Origin of the sequence: Streptomyces sp. NPDC058758 (assembly GCF_042746075.1) — a bacterium.
GTDB lineage: Bacteria > Actinomycetota > Actinomycetes > Streptomycetales > Streptomycetaceae > Streptomyces.
In genome coordinates this window covers 303,757-317,449 of the sequence record NZ_JBHYPS010000002.1, presented here as the reverse complement: position 1 = coordinate 317,449, position 13,693 = coordinate 303,757, and the positions used below count along the sequence as shown (strand labels likewise).

Below are 13,693 nucleotides of genomic sequence, written 5' to 3'. Positions count from 1 at the left end.
CGCCCGCCGACGCGCGCCCAAGGGGGACCCCTCCATGACCACACCGCTCGCCGCGCAGCCCGTGCTGCGCCTGCACAACCTGACCCGGGTCCACGGGTCCGGCGCCACCGAGGTGCACGCCCTGCGCGGCATCGACCTCGACGTCCACCCCGGCGAACTCGTCGCCGTCATGGGCCCGTCCGGGTCCGGCAAGTCCACGCTGCTCACCATCGCCGGCGGCCTCGACGCCCCGACCTCGGGACAGGTGATCGTCGAAGGCACCGACATCACCGCCGCCGGGATCAAGGAACTCGCCGCCCTGCGCCGCCGCAGCATCGGCTACGTCTTCCAGGACTACAACCTCATCCCCGCGCTGACCGCCGCCGAGAACGTCTCCCTGCCGCGCGAACTCGACGGCACGTCGGCCCGCAAGGCCCGGGTCGAGGCGCTCGCCGCCCTGGAGGAGATGGGCCTCGGCCACCTCGCCGACCGCTTCCCCGACGAGATGTCGGGCGGCCAGCAGCAGCGCGTCGCCATCGCCCGCGCCCTCGTCGGCGACCGCCGCCTCGTCCTCGCCGACGAGCCCACCGGCGCCCTCGACTCCGAGACCGGCGAGTCCGTCCTCGCCCTGCTCCGCTCCCGCTGCGACGCGGGCGCCGCCGGCGTCCTCGTCACCCACGAGCCGCGCTTCGCCGCCTGGGCCGACCGGGTCGTCTTCCTGCGCGACGGCGCCATCGTCGACCAGACCGTGCGCAGCGAGGCCGACTCCCTCCTGACGGGCCGGGTGGCGGACGCGTGAAGACCTGGTTCCACTCCTGGCGGGCGGCCGTACGCATCGCCCGCCGCGACGCCTGGCGCGCCAAGGGCCGCAGCTCGCTCGTCCTCGCGATGATCGCCCTCCCCATCCTCGGGGTCAGCGCCGCCGACCTCACCATCCGCAGCTCCGAACTCTCCGTCTCCGAGCGGCTGGAGCGGTCCATCGGCGCCGCCGACGCCGCCTTCCGCGACCCCGGATTCGGCGTGCCGGTCTTCCAGACCCCCAACGGCGACAACGTCTACCCGGCGAAGCAGGAGGACGGCGTCGCCTGGCCCAGCGGCTCCGCCGACCCCACCAAGGCCATACCCGCGGGGGCCCGCTGGATCACCGACACCCAGGGCGCCGCCAAACTGACCACCGTGCACGGCCTGCTCCAGACCGACGTGCGGGAGCTGAAGGCCGACGACCCGATCGCCCGGGGCATCACCACCCTCCTCGACGGCCACTACCCGCGGAAGGCCGACGAGGTGATCGCGACCTCCGCCTTCCTGGAGCAGAGCGGCCTCTCGATCGGATCGACCGTTTCCGCTCGCAATTTCGACCGGCCGTACCGGATCGTGGGCTCCTACGAGCTGCCCGACAGCCTGAAGTCCCCGCAGATCACCGCGCTCCCCGGGGCGTTCCTCGCCCCGTACGGGAAGGCCGCGGAGAAGGCCGGCTCGCTCGCCCCCGGCTCCTCCACCAGCTACCTCGTGCAGCACGCCGGTGGTTTCACGTGGAACACCGTGAAGGAGATCAACACCCAGGGCGTCACGGTCGTCTCCCGGGCCGTCCAGCTCGACCCGCCCGCCGACTCCGAGGTCCCGCTCTACCAGCAGCCCGGCTGGGGCGACTTCGAGTCCAGCGCCGGCGCCGACGCCATGCTCCTCGCCTCCCTCGCCACCGTCGTCGGCCTGGCGATGCTGGAGATCTGCCTGCTCGCCGGCCCCGCGTTCGCGGTCGGCGCCCGCCGCTCCCGCCGCCAGCTCGGCCTCGTCGGCGCCAACGGCGGCTCCCGCAGCCACATCCGCGCCATCGTGCTCAGCGGCGGCCTGGTCATCGGCGTCGCCGCGGCGGTCGTCGGCACGGTGCTCGCCGTGGTCCTCACCCTGGCCCTCCAGCCGTTCCTGGAGGACTTCATGGGGCAGCGGTTCGGCTCCTTCGACGTCCGGCCGCTCGAACTCCTCGGCATCGCGCTGCTCGCCGTCCTCACCGGCCTGCTCGCCGCCATCGTCCCGGCCGTCACCGCCTCCCGGCAGACCGTGCTCGCCTCGCTCACCGGCCGCCGCGGCGTCCGCTCCACCAGCAAGGTGCTGCCCGTCCTCGGCCTGGTGGCGCTCCTCGCCGGCGCGGCCATCGCGCTGTACGGCTCCGTCGTCTCCGACCAGTTCGTCATCGTCGCCGGCGGCTCGGCCCTCGCCGAGCTGGGCGTGGTCGCCATGACCCCCGCCCTCGTGGGCCTGTTCGGCCGGGCCGGCCGCTGGCTGCCGCTCTCGCCGCGCCTCGCGCTCCGCGACGCCGTCCGCAACCGGGGCCGTACGGCTCCCGCGGTCGCCGCCGTGCTCGCCGCGGTCGCCGGCACCGTCGCCGTCGCCACGTACACCTCCAGCAGCGACGCCCAGTACCGGGCCGAGTACACCGCCAGCCTCCCGCACGGCGCCGTCTCCTTCTTCCAGCTGGAGGACAGCGGCCGGGACGTGCCCGCCGTCGCCGACGCCGTCCAGCGCTACCTGCCGGTCGAGACCCGCGCCGACGTCTCGCGCGTCGCCGTCGGCAAGCCCGGCTGCCCCGCCTGGGGCGGCGGTGACGGCTGCGGCATGTACGAGGTGGTCGTGCCGCCCGCCAACGTGTGCCCGATGTGGGTCCCGACCACCGACGGCAGCGACCCGTCCGAGAAGTTCACCCCCCAGCAGCGCCGCACCCTGCTCCGCGAGGACTGGCGCTGCAAGCAGGACGAAGGGGGCGGCGGCCTCTACGTCGACGGCGGGCTCCTCGTCGGCGACGCCCGCCTCCTGAAGGTCCTCGGCATCACCGACCCCACCGCCGCCCGGGCGCTCGCGGACGGCAAGGCCGTCTCCTTCAGCAAGCCGCTGATGGCCGAGGACGGCACGGTCGGCATCAAGCAGATCACCGACATGGAAGCCGCCGACAAGGCCTCCTCGAACAACAAGCCGACCCCCGGCAAGGTCACCTCCGTCCCCGCCCACCTGGTGACCGGCGACCAGAAGACCTACGGCCTCCAGCTGCTGATGACCCCCGCGACCGCCAAGGCCGCCGGGCTCGCCACCGTCCCCGTCGGCGCCTACTTCAGCACCGACAGCCTGCCCGGCACCGAACAGCGCCAGAAGCTCGACGCCGAACTCGCCAGGCTCGGCGCCGGCATCGAGCTCACCGTCGAGGAGGGGTACGTCTCCGACGACAGCCTCTTCCTGCTCGCGCTGACCGTCTTCGCCGGCCTGGTCACCATCGGCGCCGCCGGCATCGCCACCGGCCTCGCCCAGGCCGACGCGGAGGCCGACCTGAAGACGCTGGCCGCCGTCGGCGCCCCGCCGCGCGTCCGCCGCACCCTCAGCGGCTTCCAGTGCGGCGTGGTCGCCGCCATGGGCGTCGTCCTCGGCTCCCTCGCCGGCCTGCTGCCCGCCATGGGCCTGCGGCTCTCCGAGGAGCGCCAGCAGCTCCGCTTCCACGAGCAGACCCTCGCCGAGGGCTGGGGCGCCGACCTCACCCCGCCGTACGTGCCGATCGTGGTGCCCTGGGAGACGCTGGCGGCCCTGCTCGTCGCCGTCCCGCTCGGCGCGGCGCTGCTCGCCGCCCTGGTGACCCGCTCGAAGGGGGCGGTGGCCCGCCGCGAGGCGACCTGACGCCTTTCCGCGCCCGTACCGTGCCCGGGGAGGAGGGTGGATCACCCTCCTCCCCGGGCACACCTGGTGGTAAAGCACGTGTGCGAGAGAATGGCGGCATGGAGATGCCGAGGAATGACAGGTCGCAGGAGAGCCCCCAGGTCCTCATCGTGGGACAGGACGGGATGGCACTCGGCGGCGCCCAGGGCGACGACGAACCCCGCGAGGTCCCGGTGACGGAAATGGTCGAGCAGCCTGCGAAGGTCATGCGGATCGGCAGCATGATCAAGCAGCTTCTGGAGGAAGTCAGGGCGGCACCTCTCGACGAGGCCAGCCGGGTCAGGCTCAAGGAGATCCACGCCAGCTCGGTGAAGGAGCTGGAGGACGGCCTCGCGCCGGAGCTGGTCGAGGAGCTGGAGCGGCTCTCGCTCCCGTTCACCGACGAGGCCATCCCCTCCGAGGCGGAACTGCGCATCGCGCAGGCCCAGTTGGTGGGCTGGCTGGAGGGCCTCTTCCACGGCATCCAGACGGCGCTGTTCGCCCAGCAGATGGCGGCCCGCGCCCAACTGGAGCAGATGCGGCGGGCCTTGCCCCCCGGCGCCGCGCACGACGACGACGACGAGGACGGCGGCCGCGGGCACGGCCGCGCGGTCGGCTCGGGACCGTACCTGTAAGGCGCTTCCCGTACGGGACGGGCCCGGCGGCACCACGCGTGCGCCGGGCCCGTCTCCGTGTGCCTCAGGGGGCCAGCAGCAGGACCTTGCCGACGTGGGCGCCGGACTCCAGGATCCGGTGCGCCTCCGCGGCCTCCGGCATCGGGAGCGTCCGGTCGACGACCGGGCGGACCGTTCCGCCCTCGACCAGCGGCCAGACGTGCTCGCGGACGGCCGCGACGATCGCCGCCTTCTCCTCCAGCGGGCGGGCGCGCAGGGTCGTCGCCATCACGGCGGCGCGCTTGGCGAGCAGCGCTCCCAGGTTCAGCTCGGCCTTGACGCCGCCCTGGAGGCCGATGACGACGAGGCGGCCGCTCACGGCGAGGGCCTGGACGTTCCGGTCCAGGTACTTGGCGCCCATGATGTCCAGGATCACGTCCGCCCCGGCCCCGCCGGTGGCCCGGTGGATTTCCTCGACGAAGTCCTGGGTGCGGTAGTCGATCAGCACGTCCGCGCCGAGTTCGGCGCAACGGGCGAGCTTCTCCGGGCCGCCCGCGGTGACGGCGACCTTCGCGCCGACCGCCTTGGCCAGCTGGATCGCCATCGTGCCGATGCCACTGGCCCCGCCGTGCACGAGCAGCGTCTCGCCGGGGCGCAGGTGGGCGATCATGAAGACGTTGGACCAGACCGTGCAGGCGACCTCGGGGAGCGCGGCGGCCGTGGCCAGGTCGACGCCCTTCGGGACCGGCAGGAGCTGGCCGGCCGGGACGGCGACCCGCTCGGCGTAGCCGCCGCCGACGAGCAGCCCGCAGACCTCGTCGCCGACGGACCAGCCGGAGACGCCGGGGCCGAGGGCGGTGATCCGCCCGGCGCACTCCAGGCCCGGGTAGGGCGAGCTGCCGGGCGGCGGGTTGTAGAAGCCCTGCCGCTGGAGGACGTCGGCACGGTTGACGGCGCTCGCCACCACCTCGACGAGGACCTCGCCCTCGCCGGGCACGGGATCGGGCACCTCGGCCCAGACGAGGGCGTCGGGGCCGCCGGGTTCCTGAATCGTGATCGCATGCATGGCGGCGAGGCTACTCCCGGTCCCGTCCTCCGCCCGCTCAGTCCTCCGGCGGCGTGGTGAGCGGGGTGACCGGAGCGGCCCGGACGATGGTGATGACCCGGTCCGTGAGCTGGAGCGGGCTGGCCGCCGGGTCGTCGTAGCCGAGCAGCCGGTGGCCGCGCAGCACGCTCACCACCAGGTCGTCGGTCTCCCGGACGCTCCGGCCCGCCTCGGCCTTGGTGACCGGGCGCTCGACCAGGTCGAGGCCCGAGCCCTGCTGGATCAGGTCCTCCATGACCGTGCCCGCGCTGGGGCTGAGCACGGAGAGGCCGAGGAGCCGGCCTGCGGCGGAGGCGCTGGTGATGACCGCGTCGGCGCCGGACTGGCGCAGCAGCGGCGCGTTCTCCTCCTCGCGGACGGCGGCGACGATCTTGGCGCCCCTGTTGAGCTGGCGGGCGGTAAGGGTGACCAGGACGGCGGTGTCGTCCCGCTGGGTGGCGATGACGATCTGGCGGGCGCGCTGCACCTCGGCCCTGAGCAGGACGTCGCTGCGGGTGCCGTCGCCGACGACGCCGACGAAGCCGTCGAGGTTGGCCGCCTCGATGACCTTCCCGGAGGGGTCGACGATGACGATCTGGTCCTTGCGGAGGCCGGTGGCACAGAGGGTCTGGATCGCGGACCGGCCCTTGGTCCCGAAGCCGACGATCACGGTGTGGTCGCGCAAGTGGGACCTCCACTTCTTGAGGCGGAACTCCTCCCGGGTCCGTTCCGTGAGGACCTCGAGAGTGGTACCGACCAGGATGATCAGGAACAGCACGCGCAGGGGCGTGATCACCAGGATGTTGACGAGCCGCGCGGAGTCGCTGTACGGGACGATGTCGCCGTATCCGGTGGTGGAGAGGGTGACGGTCGCGTAGTAGGCGCAGTCGAGGAAGTCGACGGTGCCGTTGGCGTTGTCGTGGTAGCCGTCGCGGTCCGCGTAGACGATGAGGACCGTCAGGAACAGGACCCCGAGGGCCATGAGGAGACGGCGGCCGACCTGGCGGAGCGGGTCCACGGTCCGGCGGGGGAGCGCGACCCGCGCACCGGTGACCTTCTCGTCGGCATGGCGGGCCATGACATCACGGCTGGGAAGTTTCACGTGAAACATGCTCCTCGGGCGGGCGCCGTGGGCGACGGGGGGGTCGGTGTCGCGGTCGTCGGCTCGGTCGGCCAGGGAAGGGCGAGCAGTTCGAGGCGCTGTCCGGGCTCGGCTCCCCCGGGCGGGACCACGGCCATCGCGCCGGCGGCGGCGATGCCTCGCAGCATGGCCGGCCCGTTGTAGTGCAGGGGCACGACGAGCCCGTCCCGGTGGACGACGGGGACGAGCCGGGTGTCGTGCGGGTGGCCCTGGACGCCGTCACGGACGGGGGCGGCGGGCGGCGCGGGGTCCGGGCCCGGCGGGGCGGGCGCGCTTGGCGGGGCGGCCAGCGCGGCCAGCAGGGGCGCGGCGAGGGTGAGGAGGCCGGAGACGGCGGCCAGGGGGTTGCCCGGCAGTCCGACGAGGTGGCGGCCCGCGTCCAGCCGGGCCAGCAGCATGGGGTGGCCGGGGCGGACCTTCACGCCGTCGACCAGGAGGGTGGCGCCCGCCTTGTCGAGGACCCGGTGGACGTGGTCCACGGGCCCGGCGGCGGTGCCTCCGGTGGTGACGACGAGGTCGGCGGCGGACGTGGTGACCGCCTCGTACAGCGCCTCCGCGTCGTCGCCGATCCGACGGGTCGCCAGGACCTCGGCGCCGAGCGCCGTCAGCCAGGGGCCGAGCATGGGGCCGAGCGCGTCCCGGATCAGCCCTTCGCGGGGGAGCCCGGCCGTCAGCAGCTCGTCGCCGAGGACCAGGACCTCCACCCGGGGGCGCGCCAGCACGGCGGGCTCGTCGTATCCGGCGGCCGCGGCGAGGCCGAGGACGGCCGGCCCGACGAGGGCCCCGGCGGGCAGCAGTTCGTCGCCGGTCCGGCACTCCTGGCCCCGGGGGCGGACGTCCTGCCCGGGCACGACCTCGCGGAGGGGGTGGAGCAGAACCGTTCCGGCCCCGGGCTCGGTGCGGGAGTGCTCGGTGCGGACGACGGCGGTGGCGCCGGCCGGGACGCGGGCGCCGGTGGCGATCCGCACCGCCTCCCCGGGTGCGAGGGCGGCGGCCCCGGCGTGCCCGGCGAGGACGGACTCCTCGCGCACCCTCCAGGGCCCCGGCCCCGCGACCGCCCAGCCGTCCATGGCGGAACTGTCGAAGGAGGGCAGGTCGGTGAGGGCCCGCAGCGGTTCGGCGAGGGTCCGGCCGAGCGCCTGCCCGAGCGGTACGCGGACGGGCGGGCGGTCCACCGCCGCCCGGGCCCCGGCGCCGGCACGGGCGGCGAGGGCGCGCGCCTCGGGCCAGGGGGTGGCCCGGTGGTGCCCGTGTCCCCGCTGGGACGCGGGGACGGGGGCGGGGGGAGTGACGGGTGGCCCGGGGGTCATCCGGCCTCGTCCCGTTCGGCTTGTCCGTCCTGTTCGGCGGCCCACCGCAGGGCGAGGGCGGCGGCCTTGCGGGCGGCCTCGGCGACCGCCTCGGACGGGGCCGTGCCGTCCTCGGCGGCCTTCGCCGCGGCGTAGCCGACGAGGAAGGTCGTCAGGGGCGCGGCGGGGCGGGCGACGCCGTGGGCGGCGTCCCGGGCCAGGTCGAGCAGGACGCCGGTGTCGACGTCCAGGTCGAGGCCCAGTTCGGTCTTGACTGCGGTGATCCATTCGTCCAGCACGGTTCCATGGTCCCTGATGCGCGCCCGGGCCGTGGCGATGTCCTCCCAGGTGTCGCAGTCGAAGGAGGCCGACGGCTCGTCAGGGTCCGCCGGAACCCGGACGGTCCGCAGCCCGCCGGTGAGGAAGCGCAGGGGGAGGTGGTCGAGGCCGCGGTGCGCGTGGCGCAGGCCGTCGAGCTCGCGGCGCAGGGGTCCGGTCCGGTAGACGGCGACGAGCGGCTGGTCGTGCCCGTCGGCATCGGTGAGGAGCGCGGCCTCGGCCCCCGGCTCGGCGTCGAGCCCGGCGAGCAGCCGCAGGACGGTCGCCTCGCCGAGGAACGGCAGGTCGGCGGAGAGGACGAGCAGGACGCCGGGCGTCCCGCCTCCGTCTCCGCCCTCCTCCTCGTGCGCGGCCGGGAGCGCGGCGGCACCGGCGTCGAGGGCGGCCACCGGACCGCTGCCGATCCGCTCCTCGCGGGTCCAGTCGACGGGCCGGACCGTCGGGCGCGGGTCGCCGACGACCACGGTGCGGCGCGCCCCGGCGCAGGCGGAGAGCACCCGGTCGAGCAGGGCCCGGCCGCCGACCCGTACCCCTGGCTTGTCCACGCCGCCGAGGCGCCGCGCGGCGCCTCCGGCGAGCACGACGGCGTCGTATGCGGTGGTCACCCCAGCAGTATGGTCCGCCCGCCGCCCGCCGGCGCCCGGCCGCTCTCCTGTCGAGACGGCCGGGTGCCGGTGCGGCTCCGCGCCCGGGGCCGTACCGGGTCAAAGGCCGCACCGGGCCCGGCGTCCCACCGGACCGGAGCCGCGTCGGTCCCGGAGCCGTACGGGGGCCGTGCCGGGGCCGCGCCGGGCCAGGGGCCCGGAGCCGTACCGGACCGGACCGGACCGGAGCCGCGCCGGGCCCAGGGCCGTACCGGGCCAGGGGTCGTGGCGGCGGGCGGGCCCCGCCGGTCAGACCGTGCGGAGGAGCACCGCCGGCTGTTCGACGCAGTCCGCGACGTACCGCAGGAAGCCTCCGGCGGTGCCGCCGTCGCAGACGCGGTGGTCGAAGGTGAGCGAGAGCTGCACCACCTGACGGACGGCCAGTTCACCCTGGTGGACCCAGGGCTTGGGAACGATCCGGCCGACCCCCAGCATCGCCGCTTCCGGGTGGTTGATGATCGGCGTGGAGCCGTCCACCCCGAACACCCCGTAGTTGTTGAGGGTGAAGGTGCCGCCGGTGAGGTCGGCCGGGGTGAGGGCGCCCTGCCGAGCCGTCTCGGTGAGCCGGGCGAACTCCTCGGTCAGCGACTCGGCGCTCCGGGTCCCGGCATCCCTGACCACGGGGACGACCAGTCCGCGCGGGGTCTGGGCGGCGAAGCCGAGGTGCACCGAGGGCAGCCGGACGATCTCCCGGGCGGCCGTGTCCACGGTGGCGTTCAGCTCCGGGAAGCGGGCCAGGGCGTGGGCACAGATCCGGGCGAGGAGCGCGAGGAGCGAGATCTTCGGCCCGCCCGCCGCGTTCATCGCCGTCCGCGCGGCCATGAGTTCGGTGGCGTCGGCGTCCACCCAGCAGGTCGCGTCGGGGATCTCCGTACGGCTCCGGGAGAGCTTGTCGGCGACGGCGCCGCGCAGCCCGCGCAGCGGAATCCGCTCCCCGGCGGACGCGGCGGGCGCGCCGGCCGGGACGGACGCGGCGGGGGCGACGGGAGCCTCGGCCGCCACGGGCGCCTCGCGGGCGGTGAGGGCCCGTTCGACGTCGGCGCGGAGGATCAGGCCCTCGGGGCCCGAACCACGCACCTCCCGCAGGTCGAGTCCCCGGTCGCGGGCCAGCTTCCGCACGAGCGGGGAGATGACCGGAACCGGTCCCTCGGGCCCGGCGACGTCGGCCGCGGCCGGCCGCGCGGACGCGGAGGAGGCCGCCGGGGCCGTCGCCCGGGCCGTCGGGGTGGAGCCGGCCGTCGCGTTCGGCGTGGGGTTCGCGACGGCCGGGGACTGGGGGCGGATCCGGCGCCGCCGGGCCGCGGGGCCCGCCGTGCCGTAACCGACGAGCACGTTGCCCGAGTACTCCGACGAGACGGCGGAATCGGCGGAGGAGGAGGAGGCAGAAGCGGAATCGGTGCCGGAGCCGGAGGAGGACCGGGTCGTCTCCGGCGCGGCCCCGGCGGCCGCTCCGCCGTCGGCCGGGGCGCCGACGGCGACCGTCAGGAGCGGTGCTCCGACGGGCAGTTCGGTGCCCTCCTCGCCGAAGCGGGCGGTGACCACGCCCCCGTACGGGCAGGGCACCTCGACCATCGCCTTGGCGGTCTCGACCTCGACGACCGGCTGGTCGATCGCGACGACGTCGCCGACGGCCACCAGCCAGCGGACGATCTCGGCCTCGGTGAGCCCCTCACCGAGGTCGGGGAGCTTGAACTCCAGGACCTGTGCCATCAGTTCCCCGCCTCCCACTGGAGCCGTGCGACCGCGTCCAGGACCCGGTCGACGCCCGGCAGGTGGTGCCGCTCCAGCATCGGCGGCGGGTAGGGGAGGTCGAAGCCCGCGACCCGCAGCACCGGGGCCTCCAGGTGGTGGAAGCAGCGCTCGGTGATCCGGGCGGCGATCTCGGCGCCGGGGCCTGCGAAGCCGGTCGACTCGTGGACCACGACCGCGCGGCCGGTGCGCCGCACCGACGCGGCCACGGTCTCCTCGTCGAAGGGCACGAGCGAGCGGAGGTCCACGACCTCCAGGTCCCAGCCCTCGGCGGTGGCCGCCTCTGCGGCCTCCAGGCAGACCGGCAGCGAGGGACCGTAGGTGATCAGCGTGGCGCTGGTGCCGGCCCTGCGGACCACGGCCCTGCCGATGGGCTCCACGCGCGCGGGTGCCTCGGGCGACCAGTCGGACTTCGACCAGTAGAGCCGCTTGGGCTCCAGGAAGACGACCGGGTCGTCGGAGGCGATGGCGGCCCGCAGCAGGCCGTAGGCGTCCTCGACGGTGGCCGGGGTGACCACGTGCAGGCCGGGGGTGGCCATGTAGTAGATCTCGGAGGAGTCGCTGTGGTGCTCGACGCCGCCGATCCCGCCGCCGTACGGCACCCGGATGACCATCGGCATCGGCATCGCGCCGCGCGTGCGGTTCCTCATCTTCGCCACGTGCGAGACGAGCTGCTCGAACGCCGGGTAGGCGAACGCGTCGAACTGCATCTCGACCACCGGCCGCAGCCCGTACATGGCCATGCCGACGGCGGCGCCGAGGATGCCCGCCTCGGCCAGCGGCGTGTCCGTGCAGCGGTCCTCGCCGAACTCCTTGGCGAGCCCGTCGGTGACCCGGAAGACCCCGCCGAGGGTGCCGACGTCCTCGCCCATGACGTGGACGGTCGGGTCCTCGGCCATCGCGTCGCGCATGGCGCGCTGGAGCGCCTGCGCCATCGTGGCCGGCTTGGCCCGGCCGGCCGCCCTGGCGGCCGCCGCGCCGGTCGTCGCCGTCGTCATCGGCTCTCGCCCTCCGCTTCGAGTTCGGCCCGCAGCTGCGCCGCCTGCTCGCGCAGCTGCGCGGTCTGCTCGGCGTAGACGTGGGTGAAGAGGTCCATCGGGTCGAGCACCGGGTCGGCGTTCATCCGCTCGCGCAGCTCGGCCGCCATCGTCTCGGCGGCCTCGGCCGCGGCGCGGCGGCCCTCCTCGTCGAGCAGGCCCCGCGCGGTCAGCTCGCGCTCCAGGAGGAGCACCGGGTCGTGCGCCCGCCAGGTCTCGACCTCGCCGTCCGCGCGGTAGCGGGTGGCGTCGTCGGCGTTGGTGTGGGCGTCGATCCGGTAGGTGATCGCCTCCACGAGGGTGGGGCCGCCGCCGCGCCGCGCGCGGGCGACGGCCTCGGTGAGCACCTGGTGCACCGCGACCACGTCGTTGCCGTCCACCAGGCGGCCCGGCATGCCGTATCCGACGGCCTTGTGGGCGAGCGAGGGGGCGGCGGTCTGCTTGGCGAGCGGCACGGAGATCGCGAAGCCGTTGTTCTGCACGAAGAAGACCACCGGCGCCTGCCAGACGGCGGCGAAGTTCAGGGCCTCGTGGAAGTCGCCCTCGCTGGTGCCGCCGTCGCCGACCATGGCGAGCGCGACCACGTCGTCGCCCTTGAGCCGGGCCGCGTGGGCGAGGCCCACGGCGTGCGGCAGCTGGGTGGCGAGCGGGGTGCACAGCGGCGCGATGCGGTGCTCGCGCGGGTCGTAACCGGTGTGCCAGTCGCCCCGCAGCAGGGTCAGGGCCTGCACGGGGTCGAGGCCGCGGGCGACGGCCGCGAGGGTGTCGCGGTACGAGGGGAAGAGCCAGTCCCGCTCCTCCAGGGCGAGGGCGGCGCCGATCTCGCTCGCCTCCTGGCCGGTGGTGGACGGGTAGACCGCGAGCCGGCCCTGCTTGGTCAGGGCGGTGGCCTGGGCGTTGTACCGGCGGCCGCGGACCAGCTCCGCGTAGAGCCGGCGCAGCAGCGCGGGGTCGGCGTCGGCCACGGCGTCCGTGCCGAGCACGCGCAGCGGCTCGGCGTCGGGCAGCAGCGGGGCGGGATCGGTCCTGGGCCGCCAGGCGGGCGGCGGCGTGGGCCGGTAGGCCGTCTCGGCGAGCGGCTCCTGGACTGTCGAACTGCGCTGTTGCAACGAGTCCACCTCCTCGTGGGAGCGGGCATAAGACCCGAAGGCGGGTGGCGCGGGTGTGGCGCGCCTCACCTACCGATTGTTCGGTCGTGGAGGCATTTTGGCTACAGGCACCTCCAGCCTGTGGACAAACGGTTCTCCACAGCCTGGGATAGAGGCAGGTCGTCCACCGGAGAGAGGCGGGGGGACATGGCGGATGAACAAATGGCCGTCGCCCGGGGCGGGGCCCCGGACGAAGCGGCGGGGGACGCGGCGGGCGAGGTGCTGAGCGCTCCCCCGGACACGCCGGCGCACGCCGTCCCGGCACGGCCGCTGGACGCGATAGACCGGGACATCCTGCGACTGCTCCAGACGGACGGACGCGCCTCGGTGCGGTCCGTGGCCGAGCGGGTGCACGTCTCCCGGGCCAACGCGTACGCCCGGATCAACCGGCTCATCGACGACGGCGTGATCCGCGGCTTCAGCGCCCGGGTCAACCACGAGCGGGCGGGCCACGGCGCCTCCGCCTACATCACGCTCAAGATCGTCCAGAACTCCTGGCGCACGGTCCGCGAACAGCTCAAGGCGCTCCCCGGCGCCGCGCACATCGCGCTGGTCAGCGGCGACTTCGACGTGCTGCTGCTGGTGCACACCCCGGACAACAGGACCCTGCGCGAACTGGTCCTCACCCGCCTCCAGGCGATCCCCGAGGTGCTCTCCACCCGCACGCTCCTCGTCTTCGACGAGATGGACCTGAACGCCGACCCGAGGCCTTGAACCGGACCCGGAACCCGTAAGACCGGCCCGAGGCCCCGAACCGGGCCCGGACCCCCGAGGCCGGCCCGAGGCGAAACCTCGAACGGGGCTCTTCGGGCTCTTCGGACCCCTCGGGCTCTCGGGGCCCCCGGGCCTGGAACGCCGCCTCCGGCCCCTCCAAGGCCCCAGGGACGCGAAAAGGGCTCCGGGAACGTTCCCGGAGCCCTCCCGACCGCCCCGCGGAGCCCCCTGCCCTCCCTCAGCGCCCTCCGGCGCCCCCGGGCGGGAGGCGCCGCCCCCG

Annotated in this window: 11 protein-coding genes; 4 read left to right on the top strand and 7 right to left on the bottom strand. The window is 75.0% G+C overall.

Going from position 1 to position 13,693, the window contains the following annotated elements:
- Nucleotides 1-34: 34 nt before the first annotated feature.
- The 3 genes from ACFW6A_RS04305 to ACFW6A_RS04295 all read left to right on the top strand — a co-directional run bounded on the left by ACFW6A_RS04305 (nucleotide 35) and on the right by ACFW6A_RS04295 (nucleotide 4,289).
- On the top strand, nucleotides 35-778 hold the full coding sequence (locus ACFW6A_RS04305) for an ABC transporter ATP-binding protein (RefSeq protein ID WP_351844926.1): 744 nt from the start codon (nucleotides 35-37) through the stop codon (nucleotides 776-778).
- Entirely contained in the window at nucleotides 775-3,636 is a 2,862-nt protein-coding gene (locus tag ACFW6A_RS04300) for an FtsX-like permease family protein (protein WP_351844928.1), read from the top strand. Before ACFW6A_RS04305 ends, ACFW6A_RS04300 begins: the two co-directional genes overlap by 4 nt.
- 98 nt (nucleotides 3,637-3,734) lie before the next feature.
- Nucleotides 3,735-4,289, top strand: a complete 555-nt coding sequence (locus tag ACFW6A_RS04295) for a bacterial proteasome activator family protein (protein ID WP_351844930.1) — start codon at nucleotides 3,735-3,737, stop codon at nucleotides 4,287-4,289.
- A 64-nt stretch (nucleotides 4,290-4,353) separates the two neighbouring features.
- Here ACFW6A_RS04295 and ACFW6A_RS04290 read toward each other — a convergent pair whose 3' ends face one another.
- The 7 genes from ACFW6A_RS04290 to pdhA form a co-directional block, all read right to left on the bottom strand.
- A complete protein-coding gene (locus ACFW6A_RS04290; RefSeq protein WP_351844932.1) occupies nucleotides 4,354-5,334 on the bottom strand; it encodes an NAD(P)H-quinone oxidoreductase in 981 nt (326 codons plus the stop codon).
- Between the two features lie 37 nt (nucleotides 5,335-5,371).
- Nucleotides 5,372-6,463, bottom strand: a complete 1,092-nt coding sequence (locus tag ACFW6A_RS04285) for a potassium channel family protein (RefSeq protein WP_351844934.1) — start codon at nucleotides 6,461-6,463, stop codon at nucleotides 5,372-5,374.
- Complete coding sequence (locus ACFW6A_RS04280; RefSeq protein ID WP_386638548.1) at nucleotides 6,451-7,848, bottom strand: molybdopterin molybdotransferase MoeA; 1,398 nt, start codon at nucleotides 7,846-7,848, stop codon at nucleotides 6,451-6,453. The genes ACFW6A_RS04285 and ACFW6A_RS04280 overlap by 13 nt, the downstream gene beginning before the upstream one ends.
- Nucleotides 7,800-8,726 (bottom strand): DUF6457 domain-containing protein, encoded by a 927-nt coding sequence (locus ACFW6A_RS04275; RefSeq protein ID WP_351844938.1) that lies wholly within the window; start codon nucleotides 8,724-8,726, stop codon nucleotides 7,800-7,802. The genes ACFW6A_RS04280 and ACFW6A_RS04275 overlap by 49 nt, the downstream gene beginning before the upstream one ends.
- 288 nt (nucleotides 8,727-9,014) lie before the next feature.
- The gene (locus tag ACFW6A_RS04270; RefSeq protein WP_386638545.1) at nucleotides 9,015-10,475 is read right to left on the bottom strand and encodes a dihydrolipoamide acetyltransferase family protein; all 1,461 of its coding nucleotides are present in this window, start codon (nucleotides 10,473-10,475) and stop codon (nucleotides 9,015-9,017) included.
- On the bottom strand, nucleotides 10,475-11,512 hold the full coding sequence (locus tag ACFW6A_RS04265; protein WP_351844942.1) for an alpha-ketoacid dehydrogenase subunit beta: 1,038 nt from the start codon (nucleotides 11,510-11,512) through the stop codon (nucleotides 10,475-10,477). The genes ACFW6A_RS04270 and ACFW6A_RS04265 overlap by 1 nt, the downstream gene beginning before the upstream one ends.
- Nucleotides 11,509-12,660, bottom strand: a complete 1,152-nt coding sequence (gene pdhA, locus ACFW6A_RS04260; RefSeq protein WP_386638542.1) for a pyruvate dehydrogenase (acetyl-transferring) E1 component subunit alpha — start codon at nucleotides 12,658-12,660, stop codon at nucleotides 11,509-11,511. Before pdhA ends, ACFW6A_RS04265 begins: the two co-directional genes overlap by 4 nt.
- Before the next feature lie 186 nt (nucleotides 12,661-12,846).
- Here pdhA and ACFW6A_RS04255 point away from each other — a divergent pair, with 186 nt between their 5' ends.
- Nucleotides 12,847-13,413 (top strand): Lrp/AsnC family transcriptional regulator, encoded by a 567-nt coding sequence (locus ACFW6A_RS04255; protein WP_351844944.1) that lies wholly within the window; start codon nucleotides 12,847-12,849, stop codon nucleotides 13,411-13,413.
- The last annotated feature ends 280 nt before the right edge of the window (nucleotides 13,414-13,693 follow it).

What these genes read in the sequence shown, in the direction of transcription:
- ACFW6A_RS04305 (WP_351844926.1), top strand. Translation starts at nt 35, where the DNA reads ATGACCACACCGCTCGCCGCGCAGCCCGTGCTGCGCCTGCACAACCTG.
- ACFW6A_RS04295 (WP_351844930.1), top strand. Translation starts at nt 3,735, where the DNA reads ATGGAGATGCCGAGGAATGACAGGTCGCAGGAGAGCCCCCAGGTCCTC.
- ACFW6A_RS04290 (WP_351844932.1), bottom strand. Translation starts at nt 5,334, where the DNA reads ATGCATGCGATCACGATTCAGGAACCCGGCGGCCCCGACGCCCTCGTC.
- ACFW6A_RS04285 (WP_351844934.1), bottom strand. Translation starts at nt 6,463, where the DNA reads ATGTTTCACGTGAAACTTCCCAGCCGTGATGTCATGGCCCGCCATGCC.
- ACFW6A_RS04270 (WP_386638545.1), bottom strand. Translation starts at nt 10,475, where the DNA reads ATGGCACAGGTCCTGGAGTTCAAGCTCCCCGACCTCGGTGAGGGGCTC.
- ACFW6A_RS04265 (WP_351844942.1), bottom strand. Translation starts at nt 11,512, where the DNA reads ATGACGACGGCGACGACCGGCGCGGCGGCCGCCAGGGCGGCCGGCCGG.
- ACFW6A_RS04255 (WP_351844944.1), top strand. Translation starts at nt 12,847, where the DNA reads ATGGCGGATGAACAAATGGCCGTCGCCCGGGGCGGGGCCCCGGACGAA.